Genomic DNA, 24308 nt, shown 5'->3' on the forward strand with positions numbered 1-24308 from the left:
GCCACGGCCACCCTCGGTGGCCGTGGCCCGTGGGTCTCGGACTAATCGCTTCGACGGGTGGTGTCGGAGTCTTCGGGCCGGGGCGCCTGCGTGTCCTGCGACGCATCTTCCTCGACCGTGGCCGGCGCTTCTTCCTTCGCCTTGGCAGCCGACGTCTCCCGTTCCTGCTTCTTCTCTTCGACCTTGGGCGCCTCAGCGGCGTCATCGTCCGCCACATCGTCCCGAGATGCCGCGGTTACGTCCTGAACGGTGTCGTCCGCGGCGGCAGGCTCCGTCACGACGGCCTCGTCCTGGTCGCCGTCGTCAATCGGGGCGGGTACCGATGTCGGCTCCAACGTCGTGTCGGTGTCTGCAGTCGCGCCATCGCCTACCGTCTCCGCGGCCCCGTCGGAGGCCGCCGCCGTATCGGGCTGCTCGGCTACAGGGGCTTTGTTCTCGGACTCAGGCGCTTCAACGGCCTCGCTGGAACCCGCGTTGTCGGTATCAGGGGCGGGCGCCTCAACCGTGGCCGCCGTTGCCGGTGCGGCTTCAGCGGCCTGTGTCGCAGCCGGGATGCGCGGTCGTCCGTCCCGTTGGCGCGGATCACGCTTGGTCTGTTTCTCACGCCGTTGCTGCGGTTTCGACTCAGCTTCCGCCTTCGGTTCGTCTGAGCCGGTCTCAGGCGTCGTATCAGCCGTGCCGCTGTCTTCAGGCGTGGTGCCGGACGCATCATCGGTCTGGTTCTCGCCAGTGCGGCCGCGGCGCCGACCGCGTCCGCCGCGACGACGATTGCCACGGGGTTTGTCCCCGTCGCCCTCGTCCGGCGTGGCCTGTGCGTTGTCATCGGCGGCAGCAGCGGTGGTCCGGGCTTCATCGTCGTCGGCTGCAGTGGCGACACTCGGCTTGTCATGCTCGGCCGAGGCACTGATCGCCTTGCCGCTGGACTCCGCTTCGGTCTTCGGGGCATCGCCAGAGGCGTTCCCGACTTCGGTGTCATCGGACTGCTGCACGTTGCCTTCGCCGTCCTGCGGCGTACCTCCGCCGCGACGCCGGCGCCGGCCACCGCGGCGACCACGACGGCTGCGCCCAGAGCGCTGCTGCTCGTCACCGCTCTGCTCGGTTTGCGGGGCCGGCTGCTGGTCCTTCTTCTGTTCCTGATCGGTAGTGGCGGCAGCGTCCTTGGCCGTGCCCGCATCGCCCGGTTTGGCGGCGCTTTCGGTCTTGGCGGTACTGCCCTTACCGGCGGAGGGCTTCGTCGTGCCCCGCTCGCCGTCACCGGACTGCTGCTGGGACGAACGACCACGGCGGTTGCGATTCCCGCCACGGCCCCCACCGGCCTGACTCTTCTGTTCGCCCGACTTGCGCTGTTGTCCGCCGCCACCGGTCTTGGCCGCTTTGCCCCGTGTGCTCTCAGCTTCATCGGCCTGTTGCGCCTGCTGCCCATCGGTGGACGACGGCTGCGGTTCGCCGCCAAAGACGGAGCCAAGCCAGCGGAAGAAGCCGGACAGGCCGGAGCCGCTCGCCGGGCCGGTGGGCTGGGAAGGTGCCGTCGGTGTCTTCGGGGCCGTGGGCGTAGACTCCGGTTCCGGGGCGACCGGGGCGGGCGGCGCCGCGGGCGCGATGGCCCGAACCGCCGGTTCTTCGGCGCGGCGCTTCTCGGCAGTGGAGACCTGATACCCGGTGTCTTTGGTCTCGGAGGCGAGGCGGTAGCTGATGTCATCGGCGGACCGATCATCGCCACGGATGCGCTCAACGGAGTAGTGCGGGGTTTCCAGGCTGCGGTTGGGAACCAGGATGACCTGCACGCCGTGGCGCGACTCGATCATGCCAAGCGTGTCCCGCTTCTCGTTGAGCAGGTAGGTGGCCACGTCCACCGGCAACTGCGCCAGAACCTTTGCGGTCTTCTCCTTCATCGCCTCTTCTTCCACCAACCGCAGCACCGACAGGGACAGCGACTCGACGCCGCGGACCGTGCCCTGGCCGTTGCAGCGCTGGCAGACTTCCTGACTGGTCTCGCCCAGGGAGGTGCGCAACCGCTGACGCGACATCTCCAGCAGGCCGAAGCGGGAGATCCGCCCCACCTGCACCCGCGCACGGTCCATCTTCACGGCCTCGCGAAGCCGCTGCTCTACGTCGCGCTGGTTGCGGTTGGGGCCCATGTCGATGAAGTCGATGACGATCAGGCCGCCCAGGTCGCGGATACGCAACTGCCGGGCGATTTCGTCCGCCGCTTCCAGATTGGTGTTCAGCGCCGTTTCCTCGATGTCGCTGCCCTTGGTAGCGCGCGCCGAGTTGATGTCGATGGAGATGAGCGCTTCGGTGTGGTCGATGACGATGGCCCCGCCGGACGGCAACTGGACCTGGCGGTCGAACGCCGACTCGATCTGGCTCTCGATCTGATAGCGCGTAAACAGCGGAACGCTGTCGTCGTAATGCTTCAGCCGGGAGCTGAACTGTGGCATCACCTGCTTCACGAAATCCTGCGCCGTGGCATACACGTCGGCGTCATCAATGAGAATTTCGCCGGTGTCCGCGCGCAGGTAATCCCGCAGCGCCCGGATGATGACGTTACTTTCCTGATAGATCAGGAACGGGGAAGGGCGCTCGTCGGCGGCCCCCTTGATCATCTCCCAGAGCTGCAGCAGGTAGTTGAGGTCCCACTGCAGTTCCTCGATGTTCCGGCCAACGCCGGCCGTGCGCACGATGAGACCCATGCCTTCGGGAGTTTCAAGCTGCCGCAGAGCGTCCCGGATCTCGTCGCGGTCATCACCCTCGATGCGGCGGGAGACGCCGCCGGCCCGCGGGTTGTTGGGCATGAGGACGAGATAACGTCCGGCGAGGCTGACATAGGTCGTCAGCGCGGCCCCCTTGGTGCCACGCTCTTCTTTATCTACCTGGACAACGACTTCCTGGCCTTCCTTGATGACATCCTTGATGCTGGTGCGGCCATTACCGTTGCCACCGTCTCCCTGGTAGTAGCTGCGCGCGATCTCCTTGAAGGGGAGAAACCCGTGCCGCTCCGACCCGTACTGGACAAAAGCTGCCTCAAGACTGGGTTCAACCCGAGTGATTTTACCCTTGTAGATATTGGACTTCTTCTGCTCCCTTGCCGGGGTCTCAATATCCAGATCGTAGAGCTTCTGTCCATCGACCATTGCCACCCGCAACTCTTCGGGCTGGGTGGCATTGATGAGCATTCTTTTCATACGTTGCGAATCTCCGGCGCTCAACCATGACTTCCGCCTGGTGCACGCGTCCGGTCACGATGCGACGGTGCGGCGCACCACGAGGGTGCGCGCACGAACGAGTCGGCTCGGAAAAGAGCAGCGCGGCAAGGCGCAAGACGACCAGGTTCTGCGTCAACAGTCGGAGCGAAGCCATGGGAGCGGTTCTCTGTGGGTCGCCCCGACCAGCGGGACCACCATGAAACCAGCGATAAAATACATCCGACATGCGGATGATGCGTTGTTTCCAGTTACTTCCACCTTGCAGGGCCGATGATTCTTCTCCCGCAAGGAGTCGCAAATATAGCAGTGTCAACCAGCTGCATCAAACGGGGGGTTGAGCTGGTAAACTACCGCACACCATGACTTCCTCATCCAGTGCACAAGGGCGTAACGGCGTCCGCCACGTCGACGTCGACAGCGGGTCCGCCGGGCAGCGGATCGATAACTTCCTCGCGCGTGAGCTGAAAGGTGTTCCCCGTTCGCGGGTGCACCGCCTGCTGCGCAAGGGCGAGGTGCGTGTAAACGGGGGGCGTGTGCGTTCCGGTGCCCGCCTGGAGGCCGGAGACCGGGTACGCATCCCGCCGGTATCGGTGGATGCAGGCAGACGCGCCGAAGGCGACCAGCCGCCGAAAGGCATGCAGGAGCGCATCGGCGCGGCAGTGCTGCATGAGGACGATCGCCTGCTGGTGCTGAACAAGCCCTCGGGCATCGCCGTCCACGGCGGCAGTGGAGTGCCGTGGGGCGTCATCGAGACCCTGCGGGCGATGCGACCCGGCACGGCCTTCCTGGAGCTGGTGCATCGGCTCGATCGCGAGACCAGCGGATGCCTGCTGGTGGCGAAACGACGCAGCACCCTGCGCACGCTCCATGAGGTGATCCGGGATGGCGCACTGGAGAAGCGCTATCTTGCGCTGGTCAAAGGACGTCTGCCCAAGCACCCGCTGCCGGTCGAGGCGCGTCTGGATCGCAACGCCAGGCGCGATGGTGAGCGCACCGTGCAGGTCAGTTCGGCGGGGCAGGCTGCCCGTAGCGTCTTTCGGCGCTCGGAAGTCTTTCACGAGGCGACGTTGGCCGAGGTGTCCATCGCTACCGGCCGGACGCACCAGATCCGCGTCCACGGCACATACGCCGGGCATCCGGTGGCAGGTGACGGGCGCTACGGCGATCAGGAGTGGAACAAGACCCTGCGCAAGTACGGGTTGAAGCGGCTTTTCCTGCACGCCAGCGGCCTTCGGTGGAAAGACCCCGACAGCGGCGCCGAGCACGTTTATCATGCCGAGCTACCCGACGAGCTGCGCGGGATTCTGGTGCGGCTGGAGGAGTCGCGGCCATGATGGCGCCGCTCGGGCGTCCACGGGACATACGGTAAACAACTGACGGGAGTAGGCACTGATGCAGGATGATCGTTGGGAGCGGGAGGCATTGCGAGAGGTCGCCCTGGAGGGAATCCGCGAGCGGCGCCGATCCCGGCGCTGGGGCATCCTTTTCAAGGCCTTGTTTCTGGGCTACCTGTTCGTGGTTCTCGCGCTTGTGATGGGGTGGTTCCCCGGTACGTCCGATGCGCCGCCCGGGCCGCATGCGGCACTGGTGGAGGTGGACGGAGCGATCATGCCCGGAGGGGAGAACGATGCGGAGACCATCGGCGCTGCGCTGCGGCGTGCGTTCTCGGACGAGGACTCGAGAGGCGTGATCCTCAAGGTCAACAGCCCGGGCGGCAGTCCGGTGCAGGCCAACCGGATCAACCAGGAGATTCGTCGGCTCAAGGAGGAACACCCCGAGACGCCCTTTTACGTGGTGGCCGGCGACATGTTCACCTCCGGTGCGTACTACCTTGCCGTGTCTGCGGACGAAATCTACGTGGACCAGGCTTCCCTGGTTGGCTCCATCGGCGTGCTGATGAACGGCTTTGGTTTCCACGAGGCCATGGAGCGCCTGGGGATCGAACGGCGACTGCACACGGCGGGCGACAACAAGGCCTTCATGGATCCGTTCTCCGAGGAGGATCCGGACGATGTGGAACGCCTCCAGCGCCTGCTGGATGACATTCACGGTCAGTTCATTGCTGCCGTGCAGGAAGGGAGAGGCGACCGGCTGGCCGACGATGACCGGATTTTCTCCGGTGATGTGTGGACCGGTACGGAGAGTATCGAGCTGGGACTGGCAGACGAGATCGGCAGCGTTCAGTACGTAGTCCGTGACGTCATCGGTGTCGAGCGTACCCGGGACTATACGATCCGTCCCAACATCCTGGAGCGGTTCGGCCGGGGTGTGGGTGTGGCAATCGGCGACACGGTCGCGGAGAAGCTGATCGGGCCTGCACCCTTCGAGTGAAAGGCATGATCGATGCTGCTCAGGGGAGAGCAACCCCCTCCTCGTGCAGCATGGTTACAAGCCGGATCAGGGGCAACCCGACCAGCGCGGTCGGGTCTGCCCCTTCCAGGCGCTCGAACAGCGCAATGCCCAGCCCCTCGGAATGGAAGCTGCCGGCGGCATCGTACGCCGGTTCGCGCGCCAGGTAGCGTTCCACGGAGTCGCGTGTAAGACGCCGGAAACGAACCCGGAACGGCACGACATCGACCTGGCTGGAGCCGGTCGCCGTATTCAGTACGCAAACACCGGTCAGGAACGTGACGATGCGCCCCGAGGAATCCAGCAACTGCTGAACTGCCGCTTCGTGATCGGCCGGTTTTCCGAGGATCCGATCACGCAGAACACAGGCCTGGTCGGAGCCGATGATGAGGCTGTCAGGGTGGCGTTCAGCCACCGCAAGGGCCTTCTCCTCGGCGAGACGGGTGACGTAACGGTCCGCCGTCTCATTCTCGCCCACGCGCTCATCAATATCCGGTGTGTCGGTGGTGAATTCGGGCAGCAGCCGCTTCAACAGATCCACGCGATGGCGGGAGCCCGAGGCGAGAACAACCCGTGAGTGCACCATGACATCTCCAGAACAGAATCGAGGGACGGACCGCTATCACGGGCGCTCCGCGGCGACGAACGACCGGACTGACCGTGTACGAATTGGACCGTCGGTGGCGAACGGCGTCAAGTCGTGGCATACCGTGTCGGCTGCTTTGACAGGCCCCGGGCTCGGGGATACCATGCGCGCCTTATGACCGGCAATTCGGTGCCCTCCAAGGTGGATCTGGTCCTGTTCTCGAAACAGGGCAGACAGATCCGTGCGTCCATGCCGGTGGCGGACATGCCGAGGTTGACCGGGTTGCTGGCAGACGCGTCCGGGACTGCGGAACTCGATCTGCAATTCGGGCTGGACAGTGGTCGGCGCGCCGTCGTCCACGGGAGCATCAGAGCGACGGTGATGGTCACGTGCCAGCGTTGCCTGGAGCCAATGGCTCTGGCGCTTGAGCCACAGATCAACGTGGCGATGGTTGGGCGTGAAGATGAAGCGGATTCGCTCCCGGAGGAGCTGGATCCGCTGCTGTGCCCGAGTGGCGAGGTGGTGGTGGGTGAGTTCGTGCAGGATGAGCTGATCCTCGCGCTCCCCGTTATACCGCGTCACGAGAACGACGTCTCCTGTGTGCCGTTGACGGGAGATTCGCCTGGCGGCGACGGTGTCGCGCCGGAAGAAGTGAAAGACAATCCGTTCGCTGTGCTGAGTACGCTCAGGGAACGTGGCGGTGATCAAGGTTCAAATCAGGAGTCATAGAGATGGCAGTGCAACAGAATCGTAAGTCCCGTTCGAAGCGGGGCATGCGTCGCTCCCACGACGCGCTGAGCGAGCCGACGCTGTCGGTGGAGCCGACCACGGGCGAGACCCATCGCCGGCATCACATCAGCCCCGAAGGTTATTATCGCGGTCGTAAGGTGCTGGATACCGATAACGACTAGGTTGACGAGCCCACCGCCGACGTCGTCCGTCACGCTTTTGGCTCGCGCCAGTGGCCGGCTGGTGGTTGACTCACGGCAACAGGATCTTTCGAGTCGATGGCCAAAGCCGTAACGATCGCACTGGATGCCATGGGCGGCGACCACGGACCCGGAGTCGTGGTGCCGGCCGCTCTGCAGGCGCTCGAACGCCACGACCGGTTGCGCGTTGCCCTGGTAGGTGATGCCGACACCCTGCGCGGCGAAATGAGCCGTGCGGGGCATGCCGAGCATCCCCGGGTGTTCGTTGTGCCCGCGAGCCAGACCGTCGGCATGGATGAATCACCGTCTCAGGCGCTGCGTCTGAAGAAGGACTCATCCATGCGGGTCGCCGTGAACATGGTGAAGGACGGCGATGCCGATGCTGCCGTATCGGCCGGCAATACCGGCGCCCTCATGGCCACCGCGCGCTACGTCCTCAAGACCCTCCCCGGAATTGATCGCCCCGCAATCTGCACAACCATGCCGAGCATTGGCGGTTTCTCCCGCATGCTCGACCTGGGCGCCAATGTCGACTCCAGTGCCGAGCACCTGTTTCAGTTCGGGGTCATGGGAGCCGTTCTCGCGGAAGCTCTGGATGGTGTGGAGCGGCCGCGCGTCGGTCTCCTGAATATCGGCGAGGAAGAGATCAAGGGTAACGATCAGGTCAAGCAGGCGGCGCAGATCCTCAACGAGAGCGGGCTCAACTACATCGGTTACGTCGAGGGCGACGACATATTCAAGGGGACGGCGGACATCATTGTCTGCGACGGGTTTGTCGGCAATGTCGCCCTCAAGACCAGCGAGGGCGTGGCGCATATCATTGCGCACTACATGAGCGAGGAATTCCGCAGGAACCCTCTCACCAAGCTGGCCGGGCTCGTGGCGCTGCCAGTGCTGCGGCGTTTCCGTCAGCGTATCGACCCACGCCAGTTCAATGGTGCAAGCTTGCTGGGTCTGCGTGGTATCGTGCTGAAAAGCCACGGTGGCGCAGACACGACGGCGTTTGCTCACGCAGTGGAGACTGCGATGCTTGAAGTCGACGCGGCAGTGCCTACGTTGATCGACGAGCGCCTGGACCAGCTGCTTTCAGAAAGGCAGGAATCGTGACGTACGCGAGGATAAAGGGGACGGGGAGTTATCTCCCGGAGAAGATCCTGACGAATGCGGAGCTGGAGAAGCTGGTGGACACCAGCGATTCCTGGATTCGCGAACGCACCGGTATACGCGAACGTCGCATCGTCGGTGACGACCAGACCTGTCGCGATCTTGCAGTGATCGCGGCGAGCCGCGCCCTGGATGCGGCAGGCCTGCAGGCTTCCGATATCGACCTGGTGGTGCTGGGCACCTGCACGCCGGACCGCATCTTCCCGAGCACCGCCTGCCTGATCCAGACCGAGATGGGCATCCGTCCGGGGGCTGTGGCATTCGACGTGTCTGCCGCCTGTTCCGGGTTCGTGTACGCGCTTGACGTGGCGAATCGATTCATCGCGACGGGGGGCGCCAAACGGGCACTGGTGATTGGCTCGGAGACCATGAGCCGCATCATCGACTGGACGGATCGAGGCACGTGCGTACTCTTTGGCGACGGTGCCGGCGCGGTGGTGCTGGAGGCGGATGAAACCCCGGGTATCCTGTCCACCCACCTGCACGCCGACGGCGGTTTCGAAGACCTGCTCAACGTGCCCTGGGGCGTCTCGCAGGGGTATGACGAGCTCGAGGGCAGTGCCGGCAAGCTCCACATGCGCGGCAACGAAGTCTTCAAGGTTGCAGTGCGAACCCTGGGCCGGATCGTCGACGAGACGCTGGAGGCCAACGGCCTTCAGAAGCAGGACGTGGACTGGCTCATCCCGCACCAGGCGAATATTCGCATCATCCAGGCCACCGCCAAGAAGCTCGGACTGCCCATGGACCAGGTGGTGCAGACCGTCGGTGAACACGGGAATACCTCCGCGGCATCGATCCCGCTGGCGCTGGATACAGCCGTGCGCGATGGGCGGATCCAGCGTGGTGAGCTATTACTACTCGAAGCGTTTGGGGGCGGTTTCACCTGGGGCTCGGCACTGATCCGGTACTGAGCCCGTGGCCTCCCGGCACACCATAGCCCGATAAAGGACAAGAACCGGCATGACCAGCACAACCGCTTTTGTCTTTCCCGGCCAGGGGTCGCAATCCGTCGGCATGCTCGGCGAGCTGGCCGAGCATACCAGCGTTGTCGCCGACACCTTTGCTGAAGCATCCGACGCCCTGGGCCGCGACTTGTGGGATCTCGTACGCAACGGCCCTGAAGATCAACTCAACAGTACCGACATTACGCAGCCCGCCATGCTTGCCGCAGGCGTAGCAGTCTGGCGCGCCCTGCAGGAAAAGGGGGCGCCCGCGCCCGCCTATCTGGCCGGCCACAGTCTCGGTGAGTACAGCGCACTGGTCTGCGGCGGCGCACTGGCGTTCCCGGAAGCGGTGGCCCTGGTGGCCGAGCGCGGGCGCCTGATGCAGGAGGCCGTACCGCAGGGGCAGGGCGCTATGGCGGCGATTCTGGGGCTGGATGACGAGCAGGTTCGCCAGGTCTGTGCCGATGCCGCCCAGGGCGACGTGGTGGAAGCCGTGAACTTCAATGCGCCCGGCCAGGTGGTGATCGCCGGTGGCGCCAGCGCGGTTGAGCGTGCCGTCACCGCCGCCAAGGCGGCCGGCGCGAAGCGCGCAATGCCGTTGCCCGTGAGCGTGCCGTCGCACTGCGCCTTGATGGAGCCCGCAGCGGAGAAGCTCGCACAGCGCCTGCGGGATGTTGCAGTGCAGGCGCCGACTATCCCGGTGGTGCACAACGTCGACGTCGCGCCCTGCGACGATCCGGACGGCATCCGTGACCGTCTGGTGCGGCAGCTCCACCGGCCGGTACGGTGGGTGGAGACGGTGGAGTTTCTCGCCGGGCACGGTGTGGGCACGCTCGTGGAGTGCGGACCCGGAAAGGTGCTCGCTGGCCTGACCCGGCGCATCGACAAGTCGCTGGACGCGGTTGCAGTATTCGATCCGGACAGCCTGAACAAAGCACTCGATCAGGGATAACAATCATGACCAATGAAGCACGTACCGCTCTCGTGACGGGCGCAAGCCGCGGCATTGGCCGGGCCATTGCCGAGAGCCTCGCCGAGGCGGGGCACACCGTGATTGGTACCGCGACCTCCGACAAGGGTGCGGACGCAATCAGCGCCTACCTCAAGGAGGTGGGCGCCAATGGCCGGGGCATGGTGCTCAACGTCACCAGCCCCGACAGCGTCAATGACGTGCTCGCCGCGATCACGAAAGAACACGGCACCCCCACCATCGTCGTCAACAATGCCGGCATCACCCGGGATAACCTGATGATGCGGATGAAGGATGACGAATGGGATGACATCATCGACACGAACCTGACGTCCGTCTACCGCGTGTCCAAGGCGTGTCTGCGTGGCATGATGAAGGCGCGCTGGGGGCGCATCATCAATGTTTCGTCCGTGGTTGGATCCATGGGCAACGCCGGCCAGGCGAACTACGCCGCGGCCAAGGCGGGGATTCAAGGGTTCACGCGCTCGCTGGCGCGTGAAGTCGGTGCGCGCGGAATCACGGTGAATGCCGTGGCTCCGGGTTTCATCGACACGGATATGACCCGGGCACTGGGTGACGAGCAGCGGGAGGATTTGACGAAGCAAATCCCGTTGGGCACATTAGGCCGCCCGGATCATATCGCCTCAAGTGTTGCTTTTCTGGCCTCGGATGCCGCCGAGTACATCACCGGGCAGACGCTGCACGTGAACGGCGGCATGTACATGGGCTGATAGGCAAAGGCTGGTCTTTTCGGCGGGCCCAATGGTCTGACGAAAGGCCATACGCTGTGGTAACAATAGGCCGCATTGCATAGAATACGCCGGCAGATATAACTGGACCGGCCATAATCGGGAGTAAGGGTTTATGAGCAGTATCGAAGAGCGCGTCAAGAAGATCGTTGTCGAGCAGCTCGGGGTAAAAGAAGAGGAAGTCACCTCGGAAGCGTCTTTCGTTGACGATCTTGGTGCCGATTCCCTCGACACCGTCGAGCTCGTGATGGCCCTGGAAGAGGAATTCGAATGCGAGATTCCCGATGAAGAGGCCGAGAAGATCACGACCGTCCAGCAGGCGATCGACTACGTCCAGAACCATCTGGGTAGCTAACGCTCTCCGGCAACATGCATGTCGGCAGGCTCGTGAAGGGTGTCGGGTAACCGTCACCCTTCACGCGTTTCTAAAGGAAGCGAGGATATGGCCTTGAATAAACGGCGGGTGGTTGTGACCGGCCTCGGCATCGTCTCTCCGGTCGGGAACAACATCAGTGAAGCCTGGGGTAACATCTGCGCCGGTCGCAGCGGGATTCGCCCCATTGACCGGTTCGACACCGAACACTTCGCGACCCGGTTCGGGGGCACCATTCAGGGGTTTGATGCCAAGGAACACATCAACCCGAAAGATGCCCGCAAGATGGATCCATTCATCCATTACGGTATTGCGGCCGCGAACCAGGCGCTCAGTGATGCCGAGCTGGATGTCACCGAGAGCAATGCGGAACGGATCGGGGTGGCCATCGGCTCGGGTATCGGCGGGATCAACTGGATCGAGAACGGCCACAAAGCCTATCTCGATGGCGGTCCCAGAAAGCTGTCTCCGTTCTTCATCCCGGGCGCCATCATCAACATGATCGCCGGACACCTGTCGATCATCCACGGCATGAAGGGCCCGAACATTTCCATCGTCACCGCGTGCACCACGGGGACACACAACATCGGCGAAGCGGGCCGGATGATCGCCTACGGTGACGCGGACGTCATGGTAGCGGGTGGTGCCGAGTTCTCGACGACCCCCACCGGCCTCGGTGGTTTCTCGGCCGCCAAAGCGCTCTCCAGTCGCAACGACGACCCGGAAGGGGCCAGCCGTCCCTGGGATACCGACCGTGACGGCTTCGTCCTCAGTGACGGAGCCGGCGTGGTGGTACTGGAAGAGTATGAGCACGCGCGCAAGCGTGGCGCCCCTATCTACGCGGAGCTCGCGGGTTACGGCATGAGTGGCGACGCCTACCACATGACGCAGCCTTCCGAAGGTGGCGAAGGAGCCGCCCGTTGCATGAATGCGGCGCTCCGCGATGCGGGTGTCAACGCCGACGAGGTGGGTTACGTCAACGCCCACGGAACCTCCACCATGGTGGGTGACGTCGCCGAGACCAAGGCGATCAAGCGTACGTTCGGTGATCACGCCTACAAACTGGCGGTGAGCTCCACCAAGTCGATGACAGGCCATCTGCTCGGTGCCGCGGGTGGGGTCGAGGCCGTGTTTACCCTGTTGGCCATGCGCGACGGGATTCTGCCTCCGACCATCAATCTGGATAACCCGGCAGAAGGGTGCGATCTGGATTACGTGCCGCATTCGGCACGGGAGCAGGCCATCGATGTGGCCATCTCCAATTCGTTCGGTTTCGGCGGCACGAACGGCACGGTGCTGTTCCGCAAACCTGAGTGAGCGAGAGCCATGTACCTGGTGGATGGCGCGCCCTGTGAGCATCTGCCGGTCGATGATCGTGGGCTTCAGTTTGGCGATGGTCTCTTTGAGACCATCGCCATCGTGGCCGGCGAGCCCCGCCTGCTGGATCAACACCTGAGCCGCCTCGCCCGCGGAGCATCCGCACTTTCCCTCCCGACTCCTGACCATGAACGTATCCGTGCCGAGGTCACCCGCCTGTCCGCAGCCGAGCCGGGATGCGGCGTGGTGAAAGTGGTCTGGACCGCGGGTTCGGGTGGTCGCGGCTATGCGCGCCCGGATTCGGTGCTGCCGCGCCGTATCATCAGCCGCCATCCTGCTCCGCAGCACCCCGCGTCTCACTGGTCCGATGGGATCAGCGCATGTGTGGTGACCATGGCGCTCGGCGATCAGCCGCGCCTGGCCGGTATCAAGCACCTGAACCGTCTGGAGCAGACACTGGCACGCATGGAGTGGCACGGGACCGGCGTGGCCGAAGGCCTGATGTGTGACCGGGACGGTAGATTCATCGAAGGCACGATGAGCAATCTGTTCCTGGTCGTCGGTGAGCACGTCGTGACACCCCGGCTCGACAGAAACGGGATAGCGGGCGTCATGCGCGAGGCGATCATGGCCAGGCTTGCGGCCGACGGCATGCCGGTCGCCGAGCGTGAAGTGTGGCCGACGTCCCTGCTGGCGGCGTCGGAAGTTTTTGTGTGCAACAGCGTCAACGGCGTCTGGCCCGTGCAGGCGATCGACGGGATCGGTCACTGGCAGGCGGGGCCTATATCGCACCGGCTGCAGGAGTGGCTGGACAGGGAAAAGCTGGCTTGCACACCTGCCAGCCGGCATGAGCAGAGGACGTGAAGAGCATGATTCGACGGATTGCCAGAATCGCTGGCGTGGCCCTGGTATGCGTTGCGGTGGTCGTGGCGGGGATTGCCATCGATTACCGCAACTGGCACCAGACTCAGCTTCATCAGGACGAGTCACCGAAAACGGTGGAAATCGACTCAGGGAGCAGTGTGCGCAGTCTGCAGCGGCAGCTGGAGAACGACGTTGGCATGGAGCGCCCGCTCTATTTCCGCCTTTACTCCCGGCTGTCGGGCAAGGCCCAACGGCTGCAGAGCGGAGAGTACGGCTTACCCGCCGGCATGACGGCCCCACAGCTATTGCACCGGATTGCCAGCGGTGACGTCATTCAGTATCGCTTCACCGTCGTCGAAGGCTGGACGTTCCGGCAGCTTCTGGCGGCCATGCAGGCTGACCCGCGAATTCTCGACACCTTGGATGCCCCGGACGACACTGAAGTCATGGCGGCTGTCGGCAGCCCCGACAAGGAGCATCCGGAAGGGTGGTTTCTACCGGAGACCTACAACTACACCCGTGGCACAACGGACCTGGATCTGCTTCGCCGTGCCCACCGCGCCATGCAGCGGGAGCTTTCATCGGTGTGGGATAACCGCGTCGACGGGCTGCCACTCGACTCCGCTTACGAGGCGCTGATTCTCGCGTCGATCATCGAGCGGGAAACCGGTGCACCGGAAGAGCGGGGAGAAATCGCTGGCGTGTTCGTACGCCGCCTGGAGGACGGTATGCGTCTGCAGACCGACCCGACCGTGATCTACGGCATGGGGGATGCCTACGATGGGCGGATTCGCACCCGTGATCTGCGCACTGACACCCCGTACAACACCTACACGCGCCATGGGCTGCCGCCTACGCCCATCGCAATGCCCGGCCGCGCCTCACTGCAGGCATCGGTGAATCCGGAGCCGGGAACATCCATGTACTTTGTGTCTCGCGGCGATGGGACACACGTATTCTCCGAAACGCTGGAGGAACACAATAGCGCCGTGCGGCGTTACATTCTCGGTCAGGGGGGTGATGACTGATGGGCTCAGCCGGAGGGCTTTTCATTACCCTGGAAGGTGTCGAGGGTGCAGGCAAAACCACGGCGCTGGAGGCGATTTCACGTCATATCAGCAATCTGGGGATGACACCTTTAGTGACGCGTGAGCCCGGTGGAACCGGCATCGGCGAATCGATCCGTGGCATGCTTCTGGAACATGCCGATGATTCCATGTGCGCGGATGCCGAGGCGCTGTTGATGTTCGCCGCCCGGGCCGAACACGTTCACAAGGTGATTCGCCCGGCGCTCGCACGTGGCGAATGCGTGCTTTGCGACCGCTTTACCGATGCCACCTATGCGTACCAGGGAGCGGCGCGAGGACTTGGATACGACCGCATTGCCGCACTGGAGCAGTGGGTTCAGGGCGATCTGCGCCCGGACCTGACGCTGGTACTCGATCTGCCTGTCAGCGTCGGTCGCTGGCGGGCAGGCGAGCGCGGTGACCCGGATCGATTCGAGCAGGAGCAGGACACGTTCTTCGAGCGGGTCCGTCAGAGCTACCTGGAACGCGCCGCAGTGGATCCGGAGCGGATGAAGATCGTGGATGCGTCGGCAGATCCCGACACGGTCGCCCGCGAGTTGAGCAGCATTCTTGATCACTGGCTTGTGGCAGGCAACTGATCCATGACTGAGAACGGCGGCGACGTACTCTATCCCTGGCAGGACGCGGCCTGGGCATCCGTGCGTCAGCGAATGCACGGTGGTCGTCTGCCTCACGCATTGCTGTTGATCGGCCCGGAAGGACTGGGGAAGCGGGCCCTCGCCCAGCGGCTCAGCAGGATACTGCTGTGTACCAGCCCGGGGAGTGACGGCGCGCCGTGCGGATCCTGTCAGGGATGCCAGCTGATGGCGGCAGGCAGCCACCCGGATCATCACCTGCTGGAGCCGGAGGAGGGCAGCCGCGTCATCAAGGTGGATGCGGTACGCGAATTGAGTCGTGTGCTCGGCATGAAGAGCCAGCTTGGCGGTGAGCGGATCGGGATCATTACACCTGCTGAGAGCATGAATACCAACGCCGCCAACAGTCTGCTGAAGACACTTGAGGAGCCGCCTGAGCGGACCACGCTGATCCTTGTCGCGCACCGGCCCGCCCAGCTGCCCGCAACCATTCGCAGCCGCTGCCAGACGGTAACCATCCCTGCGCCCTCGCACGCGGTCGCCGCAAGCTGGCTTGAGGCCCGAGGGCAGGGTGAAGCGGTCAAACTGCTGGGCGTGGTCGGCAATGCGCCACTTGCGGCGCAGGCGCTGCATGAAAAGGGTGGTACGGAGTCGCTGCAGACCCTTCTGGAGCAGATGCGCGGGATTGCGGAAGGGCGGCTCAGCCCGGTGGATGTGGCGTCCCGCTGGGGAAAGGACGACGTTGACAGGGTGACGCGGCTGCTGCTGGCGGTCATCATGGATCTGATCCGGGTGCAGGCGACGCAAGCCGAAGCGCGAATCAGTCGACTGAATCAGCTGCCTGCCGCGCTAGACTCGGATGCAGTCCATGATTTTCTGGACGAGATCATGGAGCAACGGCGCCTCGCGGATCATCCGCTCAACCACCAGTTGGTGCTTGAGCGCCTGTTCATCCGCTGGAGTCAGGTCTGCGCAAAGGAGGGAGCACATGGCTGACGGAACGCAGTCCAAGGGAGGGCGGCAAGGCATCCTGTCGCTCACAATCAAGGACAAGCACGCCCTGTATGCCGCCTACATGCCGCACGTTCGCAACGGCGGGTTGTTTGTTCCGACTTCGAACACCTACCGCCTTGGTGACGAGGTCTTCATGCTCCTCACGTTGATGGAGGAGTCGGAAAAACTCCCCGTGGTCGGCAAGGTCATCTGGATTACCCCCCAGGGTGCCCAGGGAAATCGTACGGCCGGCGTCGGGCTGCAGTTCAGTGACAAGGACGGCGGGCCCGCCCGCACCAAGATCGAAACCTACCTGGCCGGCGCCCTGGAGTCGGAGCGCCCGACTCACACGATCTGATCGTTGAAAGAGCAACCGTAACCCGTCTCGACCAAAGGAGTTTTCATGGCGTCGATGCCGCTCGTTGATTCCCATTGTCACCTGCACATGCTCGACGCCGACGCGGACCACCCAAGGCCTTACCTGGACGAGGCCCACCGCCAGGGCATCGGTCATTTCCTGACCGTCAGCGTCGACCTGGACAGTGCCCCCGAACTGCTGGCGCTAGCCGAACGTTATCCGCAGGTGTCCGCATCCGTGGGCGTACACCCCTGCGGCAAGGAGCTGCGTGAGGTCGATCCCGAGGCGCTGGCTGCCATGGCCGATCATCCCCAGGTGCTGGCGATCGGTGAAACGGGTCTCGACTATCTCTGCACCGGGGAAGCGGATAGGGACTGGCATCATGAGCGTTTCCGTCGCCAGGTTCGCGCTGCACGCATCGCCGGCAAACCGGTGATCATCCATTCCCGTGGCGCGCCGGAGGACACGGCCCGCATTCTGAAGGAAGAGGGTGCCGACGAGGTCGGGGGCATCATTCACTGCTTTACGGATGACAAGGCGGCGGCCCATCGGTACCTGGATCTCGGCTTTCACCTGTCGCTGTCCGGGATCCTGACATTCCACCAGGCTGACGCCCTCCGCCAGGTCGCGCGGCGGCTGCCGGCCGACGCGCTGCTGGTGGAAACCGATTGCCCATACCTGGCGCCGGTCCCGCATCGCGGGAAACAAAATCAGCCGGCCTGGGTCCGGGGGGTGGCCGAGTGCCTGGCCGAGATTCGTGGCGAAAGCCTCCATCAAGTGGCGGAGTACACCACCACCAACTTCTATACGCTGTTCCCGTCGGCGGAGCCGCCGCTCCAGGATGCGGTGCTGTGATTCTCCCGGGAATGCAGCGACTTATGACGTCTTTCTACAACGACGACGCAAGCGCCTCGGCCCGGTTCACTGCGTGATCCAGCTGGCTCGCGGACAGGTAGAAATGAGGGGAGAACCGTACACCGCCACCGCGGGCGGCACAGAGGATGCCGTCGGCCATCAGCGCACGGTATAGCGCTTTGCTGTCCGCCTGCGGTGCCCGGAACACAATGATTCCGGAGCGCCGTGCCGGCGTCCGGTCACTGACGATCTCCAGGCGCCCGCTGTCGCGAATGCGTTCGGCAAGGTGCTCCGCATTGGCCAGCACCGCGGATTCCACTGCATCCATGCCGATTTCGTCCTGAAGAACCGCGAGACTGGCCTCAAGCCCATGAACCGCCATCAGATTCGGACTGCCGCACTCGAAACGCCTGGCGGATCGGGCCGGCTCCCATTCGTGGGTGTCATAGTTGCCGGCATCTTCAACCATGTGCCAACCATACTGGGTCAGTTGCAGGGAGTCGCGCAGCGACGGGCGACAATAGAACAGGCCGAGCCCCTCGGGGCCGAGCAGCCACTTGTGGCCATCGGCGACTACGAAATCCGCATCAACGCTGTTCAGATCGAACCGCAGCGCGCCGAGCTGCTGGATTGCATCCAGGCAGAACAACACACCACGTTCCCGGCACGCCGACGATAACCGCTCCAGATCCATGCGCAGCCCGGTGCCGTACTGGACGGCGCTGACCGACAGCAGCCGTGTGCGCGCATTCAATACAGACAGGAGTGCGTCTTCCGGTGACGGGTGTTCGGCGTCGTACAGATCCACATCCCTTATGACCACGCCCTGATCCGTCAGTGACTCCCAGACGATCCGGTTCGACGGAAACTCCGAGCTGTTGATGACGATCTCGTCGCCGGGTTCCCAGGCAATGCCGTAGGCGATGAACGAGAGCGCCTCGGAGGTGTTCTTGACCAGCGCCACGTCGCTGGAGGCAGGCGCCCCGATGAGGTTGGCCAGCCGCTCGCGCAGCCGCTGTTCCGTCTCCAGCCAGCGCGGGTAGTTGGCAGAGCCATGCCGGAGGTTCTCCTGCGCAAACGCAGACACGGCATCGGCCGTGCGCTGCGGCCAGCCACCGACACCGGCGTGATTGAGGTGGACGATGGCATCGTCCTGCGGGAACTGGGGATGAGGCATGCTGCATCTCCGGACATATTGTCTGCAATGGTCGAGTATGGTGATGGTACCGAAGAAGCTGGCCGTCAGCACCGATCATGGCTGAAAACCATGCATGGCAACGTCTGCAGCGGTGTCGCTGTACGGCTTTAAGGACTTCTCGCGTGCCCGGATTGGCGCACAGGACTGCGTATAAGATAGATTATGTTAAATCGCATGGGCGCCTAGCTACAGACTTCAGGCTTCACCTTTACACGCGTCTCTCCCCCAGCCACTCAACCAGCTCCTCCAGTGGCATGGGCACTGCGATGCCGAATCCCTGAGCCATATCGCAGCCCATTTGTCGAAGGATCTCCTGCGTCTCCTTGTTCTCGACACCCTCGGCAACCGTTGTCAGTCCGAAACTCTTCGCCAGCAACAGAGTCGCTCTTGTCACTTCCGCTCCGGCTTCATCCTGATTCAGGCGGCGCACGAACATTTTGTCGACCTTCAGTGTCGAGACTGGGAGCTGTTTCAGGTAGGCCAGTGAGGAATGCCCTGTCCCGAAGTCATCAACCAGCAAGGCGATGCCCTCTTCTGCGAATTCACGCAGGCGCGGAATAACCTCATCAGGGTTGAGCATGATCGAGTTCTCCGTGATTTCCATCTGCAGCGTACAAGCGCTTCAACGCCGGTGACCGCGCCACTCCCCAAGTCAATCTTCGGCTGATAGTTGAGAGAGAGCTGTTGCCGTTCCAGGGCCTGCTGGACCTGTCCGAGCAGGATGACTGATCGGCGTTCCTCCGCATCAAGGCGATCGCTGCTGCGTGCAAGATCAAGCGATCGGTGCTGTGCACGTGCAACAGCCACCCATGCTTTGGCGATAAGGTGATGGGAGCCCCTGTCCTCGATGTCATCATGACCAAACGACACCATCCCTGCACACGCGTCCAGGTAAATGGGTGTGGCGTTCAGGACGAATGGCTGACGGATGGCCGTTACCGCATCCCGAGCGGTCGCTTCCGCCTGGTTTTCAGAGCATTGCAAAAGCATTGCGAAGTGCTCGTCACCGATATGGAAAACCTTGTGAAACTGGTTCTCCGGGGCCAGTTCAAGGCGGTCACAGATGCTGCCAAGCAGCGCGTCATCTGCGAGCACTCCGAACGTAGTTACACTGTCGTGCAGGGTGTCCAGACGAATGAGAATGAGATGCGTTTCAGTCTGCCGCTCTACCGCATCGGCGATTTCACGCTCGAGCGCTTGCCGGTTCGGCCGGTTTGTTGGCGCGCTTATCAGGGCCCGCTGGTTTGCGCGGTGGGCTTGAGCACGAACACGATCAAACAGACCGCCAAGCAATGCTCCCAGGGCTGCGTAGGCAGCCATGCGCATTGCAGGCTCAAGCATGGCGTCCACGCCTGTGGGGGGGTGCTGGACGGATGGTAACAGGCCAACGATCAGGGCCGCGGCGAGCCCTGTGGCGAGCCCTCCTCGCAGTCCGAAATAGGCAGCACTGAGCAGCACCGGGATCAACATCAGGTAGATGAACTGGCCTCCCGAGAGGTCGATCAGCGTGCCGCTGACCACCATCAGAAGAAGGATCGCCGCAGACTGCCGCAATCGCCACCGCGGAGAGAGCGCGGCGCCGCCTGCCGGGCGATCTGCTTGCCGATGTGCCGGTTCGGGCGGATGCAGTTGGGTCTGTTGTTGAAAGATTGCGTCAATCTCCGTTGGGATCCGGGCGAATCGTGCGCCCCTCCTGGGAGCCGGCGGTCGGCAACAGAACAGTGAAGATGCTGCCCTCGCCGGGGGCGCTCTCTACCGTTATCGCGCCACCCATTTGTTCGACCAGTCCTTTCGTGACGGCAAGACCAACCCCGTACCCCCTCTGGCCAGAGGCACGACCATTGTCGGCGCGCACGAACATGTCGAAGATCTCGGATTGTTTCCCGGAGGCGATGCCGATACCGGTGTCGGATACGCGAATCTCGATGCGGTCCTGTCCACAGCCAACGGCGGACAATTCGACTCTGCCCTCAGGCCGGGTGTACTTGATTGCATTGCTGAGCAGGTTGTTCAGAACCTGGAGAAGCCGTGTGGGGTCGCCGGACACTGGCCCGATTGCGGGATCGCACTGCACGGTGAGCTCCACATTGGACCGTGCTGCGGTCGGCTGCAGGAAGGTGACGGCCTCCTGCAGCAGTCGCGCCAGATTGATCGGGACGTCCTGCAGCGCCAGTTGCCCGTTATCGGATCTCGCGAACTCGAGGACATCGTTGACCAGTCTGAGTAGCCGGGCACCGCCTTCCCGGACCTGCTGAACGTGTTCACGCTGCCTCATGGTCAGCGTCTCTTCCGGGTCGGATTCCAGGAGTTCTGCGAAGCCGATGATCCCGTTAAGTGGAGTTCGTACCTCGTGACTGAGGCGGGCCAGGAAGAGCATTCGCGTCGCGTTCTTGCTCTCGGCGTCCTCAAGCGCCTGGCGCAGTTGCTCGTTGGTGCTCGCCTCCGCGGGCTCGCTCGCGTCGTGGCGCAGGGTGTCCGGGATGACGAATGTGGTCTCGCTTTCTCTGGCGATCCGCTCCTGACGGGATATGTCGGCTTCTACTTCGAGCAGTGTTCCATGCCTGCAGATATGAGTGATCCGCAGCCTGCAGTGTTTAACCGTCTCATCTTCAAGACGCCGCAGGGTGGCAGCGATTGCATCGTGGCAGTTCTGATGCGTAAGTGACCAGACATCCAGGGCGTCGAACTCCTGCTGCCCCAAGCCCAGCAGTTCCCTGTACGCCGGGTTCATGCCGCTGATTGCCCCGTCCCGTGTCAGCGTGGCAACACCCGTTGCAGGAGCTCCGGACGATTCTCTCCAGTCGTGCATGCACCACCACTTATCCGCCTTTTTGGGTAGATTGCCTACGTCTTGGACGTAGGGGTTTACCCTGGGTTTGTGCTCGGCTGGCACGAAACCTGCCAGTTATCACAGGCTATTTCAAGGCGAACTGGGTGTTTCTGCCTATGCGTTCACAGGCTATCAGGGGGGCGCCGAGACCATCCCCAGGCGGATGGCTTCATGGACCAGTCCGACCATATTGCTGACGCCTAGGCGTCGCATGATCTCGGCCCGATGTGTTTCCACCGTCTTGACGCTGACGCCAAGCCGCTCTGCTATGCCCTTGGTTCGATAGCCGCTGGCGACCAAACGGAGGACTTCCCGCTGTCTTTGCGTCAGTGATGGCTCTGGGGATGGAAGCACGGAGTCCTCCACTGGGCGCCGTGCTTTCAGTGAAGGCCCATCGTCCAGCGGAGGATAAGTGAACAGTCTGCCCTCTGCAGCGTGGTGGATCGCCTGTTTCAGTTCTGCGATGCCGGCGTCTTTGTAGAGGAAACAACAGGCCCCGGACTGGAGCGTCCTGCGGATAAACGCATTGCTGACATAATTCGACAGTACGACGGTCGCGACATCGGAAGACGTCCGTTGGAGCATGGCTGATTGCGAGGAATCACCGTGTGCGTAGATCGCTGCGTCCACCAGGGCAACATCCGGGTGCTCAGTGATCGCAGCTTGTACCAGTTCATGACCTGACCCCGCCTCTGCGACCACTACCAGCCCTTGTAACGATTCGATTAGCTGTGTCAGTGCGTGACGGACTAGACGGTGATCGTCGGCAACCAGCACACGAATGGATTGAGTGCCGTTCATGGCTTATCAACACACTCCTCAACGCCGGGCGAAACGCCTGCGGCATGTAATGACGGCCCTCCCAACATGAGCCGCGCCTGATAGACATCCTGGGACGATACGGATACATCGCTAGCGCGAAGGTACAAGGGTTACTCGAAGTCAGGCATCAGTGTTAACCAGCAAGGGAAACCCCTAGTTACCCCATCGCTTCGATGGTTCGCCAGTGGCCAGCAAACCGATCCTTCGAGCCTCTCGAAGCAAAGAGGCACTGTCTCCTACATTGAGGTGAGCCATGATGCTGCGGCGGTACTCCATCACGACCTGATCATGAACGCCCAGTGATCGCGCAATGGCAAGCGTTGTGTCGCCCTGTTCAAGGCGATCGAGAATACTGCGATCCAGGTTTCCCAGGCCTTCGAGCGCGGGATCGCCCTTCTCCAGGTCCAGATGCTGGAGAAACTCGGCGAGAATCGCTCTGAAGATGGTTGGGCACATGAACGTTTCTCCGGCAGCCGCACTATGGACGCCGTCTTCCAGCTCCTTGTGCCCGGCGTCTTTGAGGAGAAACCCGGTGGCGCCGCTTTCCAGCGTCCGGGCAACAGCTTCGGCTGTCGGGGGCACTGACAGGACAACATATGCGGGCCCGTACTGCTGCCCGAGGCAGAAGGATGTTGGCAATCTCGCCCGATTCCAACCAGGGAGTTCCCTGTCCAGTACAACGACATCAAGTGCAGTTGTCACAACCAGTTCCTCCACCGTCCGGTAGCGTGAGGCTTCCGCGATGACGTCGACACAGTCCTGTGCTTCAAGAATCCGGCAGATACCTTCCCGTAGCAGCTCACGCCCGTCTGCCACAAGAACACGGATGCGGCCGGACTGCTGTCGCTGTTGCTGCATGGACGTGCTTCTCCGCTCTTACGGAAGATAAGACCACGGGGCATGCGGTAGGTTACTTCTGGCATTCAATGCTATTACCAGGCGTCTTTCAAGGCTGCCTGTCTGCGGACGAGGGTCCAGCCTGCCACGCCATGGCGACGCCTGGGAAACCGTCACCGAACGCCGCCCGGCGTATACTGGCCAATGGGCCTCTTGCGGGAGTGAACGACCTTGCGTTTCCCGAGTGGCATTCGACGGAGTGGGTTGTGGTCGCTGGCACTGCTGGTCGGCTGTCTCGGTACCGTCGAGGCGGATCCGGAGTTCCGGGCGACACGGGCTGCCGTCGAGATGCCAAGGGAAGCCAGCAGTATCCTGACCGATCTCATGACCGATGAAGCGCGGGCCAACGAGGTTCTTGATCATGTTGCCAGTGTGTTTGACATCCCACGCGCTCACATCGGGATCGGCTCCCTGGTGGTGGATGGCTACCAGGAATCGGAAGGCGAATACATGCTCCAGGTCGATCTTGAGCCTGGATACCGCTATTGCCGCAGTCGTGTTTATGAATATTATTATGCGGGCTTTGGTGCCGCAGCCATGGATGCAGCACCTGAGGGTATCGATGTGCTGGCCTATCTCGCCGAGGGCCGCCTCGGGCAACCAAGCTTCTTCAAGGTGGAGCTGGAAGTTCTTGTTATCAGGGAGGATCTGTTGAGCACGCCAACGGCGGAAGCGGTGTGCTCCGAGCCCAGGCAGCCTTTCTATCAACGGCACTGGGGCGGCTGCTGCTGACTACCACTCGACCTGTACGCCGGGCGCAATGCCGTGCGACGCCGCAGCCCCCTCCTTCATCTCCAGTGCAGCAATCACCGGTCCGGGCGGCCGCGTGAGACCGCGTTGACCCGGCTCCATGCGTGAGACGCCGATGACGCGGTGGTCCGCATCGATGAACACGATATCGAGCGCCACGTGGACGTTGTTCATGTGAAACGCCGGGGTGACCGGCTCCTCGAACAGAAACAGGATCGGGTTCCGTTCTACCGCGTCCGCGCACAGGTGCTGCATCCCGGCGGCTCTGTGCCGCTCTGTCGCTGCTACTTTCACGTCGATGGGATGATCAGGGCGCGTACTGACCAGCAGCTCCCCGGGAGGCATGGCGTCCACGGCGTCCGTGGATGACTGGCACTCGGGCACCTGGGCAGTCAGCGCGAGGCATCCGGCCAACGCGATCACCCCCGCGACGATCGCCCACAAAAAGAGGGCGCCGAAGCGCCCTCTTCCGGTTCGGTCAATGACCATTC

General features: G+C 63.0%; 26 protein-coding genes. 17 read left to right on the plus strand and 9 right to left on the minus strand.

The window, feature by feature from the left end; translation table 11 throughout:
• Positions 1-41: 41 nt before the first annotated feature.
• On the minus strand, positions 42-3185 hold the full coding sequence (rne, locus tag ACNSTU_RS02470; RefSeq protein WP_290632578.1) for a ribonuclease E: 3144 nt from the start codon (positions 3183-3185) through the stop codon (positions 42-44).
• Between the two features lie 380 nt (positions 3186-3565).
• Here rne and ACNSTU_RS02475 point away from each other — a divergent pair, with 380 nt between their 5' ends.
• Positions 3566-4540 carry an RluA family pseudouridine synthase gene (locus ACNSTU_RS02475; RefSeq protein WP_418212048.1) on the plus strand — a complete coding sequence of 325 codons (975 nt, stop codon included), beginning with the start codon at positions 3566-3568 and terminating at the stop codon, positions 4538-4540.
• Between the two features lie 58 nt (positions 4541-4598).
• Positions 4599-5537, plus strand: a complete 939-nt coding sequence (locus ACNSTU_RS02480) for a S49 family peptidase (protein WP_290636827.1) — start codon at positions 4599-4601, stop codon at positions 5535-5537.
• 19 nt (positions 5538-5556) lie between these two features.
• On the opposite strand, the gene ACNSTU_RS02485 is transcribed toward ACNSTU_RS02480, so the two are convergent.
• The gene (locus tag ACNSTU_RS02485) at positions 5557-6141 is read right to left on the minus strand and encodes a Maf family protein (RefSeq protein ID WP_418212049.1); all 585 of its coding nucleotides are present in this window, start codon (positions 6139-6141) and stop codon (positions 5557-5559) included.
• Between the two features lie 174 nt (positions 6142-6315).
• On the opposite strand from ACNSTU_RS02485, the gene ACNSTU_RS02490 reads away from it, so the two are divergent.
• From ACNSTU_RS02490 to ACNSTU_RS02555, 14 genes are all read left to right on the plus strand, one after another.
• Complete coding sequence (locus tag ACNSTU_RS02490; RefSeq protein WP_290632586.1) at positions 6316-6870, plus strand: YceD family protein; 555 nt, start codon at positions 6316-6318, stop codon at positions 6868-6870.
• 2 nt (positions 6871-6872) lie between these two features.
• A complete protein-coding gene (rpmF, locus tag ACNSTU_RS02495; protein WP_290632588.1) occupies positions 6873-7052 on the plus strand; it encodes a 50S ribosomal protein L32 in 180 nt (59 codons plus the stop codon).
• A gap of 96 nt (positions 7053-7148) precedes the next feature.
• A complete protein-coding gene (gene plsX / locus ACNSTU_RS02500; RefSeq protein WP_290632590.1) occupies positions 7149-8177 on the plus strand; it encodes a phosphate acyltransferase PlsX in 1029 nt (342 codons plus the stop codon).
• Complete coding sequence (locus ACNSTU_RS02505; protein WP_290632592.1) at positions 8174-9145, plus strand: beta-ketoacyl-ACP synthase III; 972 nt, start codon at positions 8174-8176, stop codon at positions 9143-9145. The genes plsX and ACNSTU_RS02505 overlap by 4 nt, the downstream gene beginning before the upstream one ends.
• A 49-nt stretch (positions 9146-9194) precedes the next feature.
• On the plus strand, positions 9195-10130 hold the full coding sequence (fabD, locus tag ACNSTU_RS02510) for an ACP S-malonyltransferase (RefSeq protein ID WP_418212050.1): 936 nt from the start codon (positions 9195-9197) through the stop codon (positions 10128-10130).
• Between the two features lie 5 nt (positions 10131-10135).
• Positions 10136-10879 (plus strand): 3-oxoacyl-ACP reductase FabG, encoded by a 744-nt coding sequence (fabG, locus tag ACNSTU_RS02515; RefSeq protein WP_290635960.1) that lies wholly within the window; start codon positions 10136-10138, stop codon positions 10877-10879.
• Positions 10880-11012: 133 nt separating this feature from the next.
• Positions 11013-11252: an acyl carrier protein gene (gene acpP / locus ACNSTU_RS02520; RefSeq protein WP_091639675.1), complete on the plus strand. Its 240-nt coding sequence runs from the start codon at positions 11013-11015 to the stop codon at positions 11250-11252.
• Between the two features lie 93 nt (positions 11253-11345).
• Positions 11346-12587: a beta-ketoacyl-ACP synthase II gene (gene fabF / locus ACNSTU_RS02525; protein ID WP_290635964.1), complete on the plus strand. Its 1242-nt coding sequence runs from the start codon at positions 11346-11348 to the stop codon at positions 12585-12587.
• 9 nt (positions 12588-12596) lie between these two features.
• A complete protein-coding gene (gene pabC, locus ACNSTU_RS02530; RefSeq protein WP_290635956.1) occupies positions 12597-13451 on the plus strand; it encodes an aminodeoxychorismate lyase in 855 nt (284 codons plus the stop codon).
• Positions 13452-13456: 5 nt separating this feature from the next.
• Positions 13457-14479, plus strand: coding sequence for an endolytic transglycosylase MltG (gene mltG / locus ACNSTU_RS02535; RefSeq protein WP_290635954.1), 1023 nt, complete (start codon positions 13457-13459; stop codon positions 14477-14479).
• Positions 14479-15117 (plus strand): dTMP kinase, encoded by a 639-nt coding sequence (tmk, locus tag ACNSTU_RS02540; protein ID WP_290635952.1) that lies wholly within the window; start codon positions 14479-14481, stop codon positions 15115-15117. Before mltG ends, tmk begins: the two co-directional genes overlap by 1 nt.
• Before the next feature lie 3 nt (positions 15118-15120).
• Positions 15121-16110, plus strand: coding sequence for a DNA polymerase III subunit delta' (locus ACNSTU_RS02545; RefSeq protein WP_290635950.1), 990 nt, complete (start codon positions 15121-15123; stop codon positions 16108-16110).
• Positions 16103-16465 carry a PilZ domain-containing protein gene (locus tag ACNSTU_RS02550; RefSeq protein WP_290635948.1) on the plus strand — a complete coding sequence of 121 codons (363 nt, stop codon included), beginning with the start codon at positions 16103-16105 and terminating at the stop codon, positions 16463-16465. Before ACNSTU_RS02545 ends, ACNSTU_RS02550 begins: the two co-directional genes overlap by 8 nt.
• A 45-nt stretch (positions 16466-16510) precedes the next feature.
• Positions 16511-17320 (plus strand): TatD family hydrolase, encoded by an 810-nt coding sequence (locus tag ACNSTU_RS02555; protein WP_290636830.1) that lies wholly within the window; start codon positions 16511-16513, stop codon positions 17318-17320.
• 34 nt (positions 17321-17354) lie between these two features.
• On the opposite strand, the gene ACNSTU_RS02560 is transcribed toward ACNSTU_RS02555, so the two are convergent.
• From ACNSTU_RS02560 to ACNSTU_RS02585, 6 genes are all read right to left on the minus strand, one after another.
• Positions 17355-18497: an aminotransferase class V-fold PLP-dependent enzyme gene (locus ACNSTU_RS02560; protein WP_290635240.1), complete on the minus strand. Its 1143-nt coding sequence runs from the start codon at positions 18495-18497 to the stop codon at positions 17355-17357.
• Positions 18498-18726: 229 nt separating this feature from the next.
• Complete coding sequence (locus ACNSTU_RS02565; RefSeq protein WP_290635238.1) at positions 18727-19098, minus strand: EAL domain-containing protein; 372 nt, start codon at positions 19096-19098, stop codon at positions 18727-18729.
• On the minus strand, positions 18990-20072 hold the full coding sequence (locus ACNSTU_RS02570; RefSeq protein WP_290635236.1) for a diguanylate cyclase domain-containing protein: 1083 nt from the start codon (positions 20070-20072) through the stop codon (positions 18990-18992). The genes ACNSTU_RS02565 and ACNSTU_RS02570 overlap by 109 nt, the downstream gene beginning before the upstream one ends.
• 100 nt (positions 20073-20172) lie before the next feature.
• Positions 20173-21219 (minus strand): sensor histidine kinase, encoded by a 1047-nt coding sequence (locus tag ACNSTU_RS02575; RefSeq protein WP_418212051.1) that lies wholly within the window; start codon positions 21217-21219, stop codon positions 20173-20175.
• A gap of 261 nt (positions 21220-21480) precedes the next feature.
• Complete coding sequence (locus ACNSTU_RS02580; RefSeq protein WP_290635232.1) at positions 21481-22149, minus strand: response regulator transcription factor; 669 nt, start codon at positions 22147-22149, stop codon at positions 21481-21483.
• A 174-nt stretch (positions 22150-22323) separates the two neighbouring features.
• Positions 22324-23028, minus strand: coding sequence for a response regulator transcription factor (locus tag ACNSTU_RS02585; protein WP_290635230.1), 705 nt, complete (start codon positions 23026-23028; stop codon positions 22324-22326).
• Between the two features lie 210 nt (positions 23029-23238).
• Here ACNSTU_RS02585 and ACNSTU_RS02590 point away from each other — a divergent pair, with 210 nt between their 5' ends.
• Positions 23239-23799 carry a hypothetical protein gene (locus ACNSTU_RS02590; protein ID WP_290636831.1) on the plus strand — a complete coding sequence of 187 codons (561 nt, stop codon included), beginning with the start codon at positions 23239-23241 and terminating at the stop codon, positions 23797-23799.
• Here the strand turns inward: ACNSTU_RS02590 and ACNSTU_RS02595 are convergent, their stop codons facing one another.
• Positions 23800-24306 carry a DUF192 domain-containing protein gene (locus ACNSTU_RS02595; protein WP_290635226.1) on the minus strand — a complete coding sequence of 169 codons (507 nt, stop codon included), beginning with the start codon at positions 24304-24306 and terminating at the stop codon, positions 23800-23802. It lies immediately after the preceding gene.
• Positions 24307-24308 lie beyond the last annotated feature (2 nt).

Source organism: Aquisalimonas sp. APHAB1-3 (assembly GCF_048323695.1).
GTDB lineage: Bacteria > Pseudomonadota > Gammaproteobacteria > Nitrococcales > Aquisalimonadaceae > Aquisalimonas.

Bases quoted from the DNA above. Each gene is read 5' to 3' on its own strand.
- rne (WP_290632578.1), bottom strand. From the start codon at position 3,185: ATGAAAAGAATGCTCATCAATGCCACCCAGCCCGAAGAGTTGCGGGTG.
- ACNSTU_RS02475 (WP_418212048.1), top strand. From the start codon at position 3,566: ATGACTTCCTCATCCAGTGCACAAGGGCGTAACGGCGTCCGCCACGTC.
- ACNSTU_RS02480 (WP_290636827.1), top strand. From the start codon at position 4,599: ATGCAGGATGATCGTTGGGAGCGGGAGGCATTGCGAGAGGTCGCCCTG.
- ACNSTU_RS02485 (WP_418212049.1), bottom strand. From the start codon at position 6,141: ATGGTGCACTCACGGGTTGTTCTCGCCTCGGGCTCCCGCCATCGCGTG.
- ACNSTU_RS02490 (WP_290632586.1), top strand. From the start codon at position 6,316: ATGACCGGCAATTCGGTGCCCTCCAAGGTGGATCTGGTCCTGTTCTCG.
- rpmF (WP_290632588.1), top strand. From the start codon at position 6,873: ATGGCAGTGCAACAGAATCGTAAGTCCCGTTCGAAGCGGGGCATGCGT.
- plsX (WP_290632590.1), top strand. From the start codon at position 7,149: ATGGCCAAAGCCGTAACGATCGCACTGGATGCCATGGGCGGCGACCAC.
- fabD (WP_418212050.1), top strand. From the start codon at position 9,195: ATGACCAGCACAACCGCTTTTGTCTTTCCCGGCCAGGGGTCGCAATCC.
- fabG (WP_290635960.1), top strand. From the start codon at position 10,136: ATGACCAATGAAGCACGTACCGCTCTCGTGACGGGCGCAAGCCGCGGC.
- acpP (WP_091639675.1), top strand. From the start codon at position 11,013: ATGAGCAGTATCGAAGAGCGCGTCAAGAAGATCGTTGTCGAGCAGCTC.
- pabC (WP_290635956.1), top strand. From the start codon at position 12,597: ATGTACCTGGTGGATGGCGCGCCCTGTGAGCATCTGCCGGTCGATGAT.
- mltG (WP_290635954.1), top strand. From the start codon at position 13,457: ATGATTCGACGGATTGCCAGAATCGCTGGCGTGGCCCTGGTATGCGTT.
- tmk (WP_290635952.1), top strand. From the start codon at position 14,479: ATGGGCTCAGCCGGAGGGCTTTTCATTACCCTGGAAGGTGTCGAGGGT.
- ACNSTU_RS02545 (WP_290635950.1), top strand. From the start codon at position 15,121: ATGACTGAGAACGGCGGCGACGTACTCTATCCCTGGCAGGACGCGGCC.
- ACNSTU_RS02550 (WP_290635948.1), top strand. From the start codon at position 16,103: ATGGCTGACGGAACGCAGTCCAAGGGAGGGCGGCAAGGCATCCTGTCG.
- ACNSTU_RS02555 (WP_290636830.1), top strand. From the start codon at position 16,511: ATGGCGTCGATGCCGCTCGTTGATTCCCATTGTCACCTGCACATGCTC.
- ACNSTU_RS02560 (WP_290635240.1), bottom strand. From the start codon at position 18,497: ATGCCTCATCCCCAGTTCCCGCAGGACGATGCCATCGTCCACCTCAAT.
- ACNSTU_RS02565 (WP_290635238.1), bottom strand. From the start codon at position 19,098: ATGCTCAACCCTGATGAGGTTATTCCGCGCCTGCGTGAATTCGCAGAA.
- ACNSTU_RS02580 (WP_290635232.1), bottom strand. From the start codon at position 22,149: ATGAACGGCACTCAATCCATTCGTGTGCTGGTTGCCGACGATCACCGT.
- ACNSTU_RS02585 (WP_290635230.1), bottom strand. From the start codon at position 23,028: ATGCAGCAACAGCGACAGCAGTCCGGCCGCATCCGTGTTCTTGTGGCA.
- ACNSTU_RS02595 (WP_290635226.1), bottom strand. From the start codon at position 24,306: ATGGTCATTGACCGAACCGGAAGAGGGCGCTTCGGCGCCCTCTTTTTG.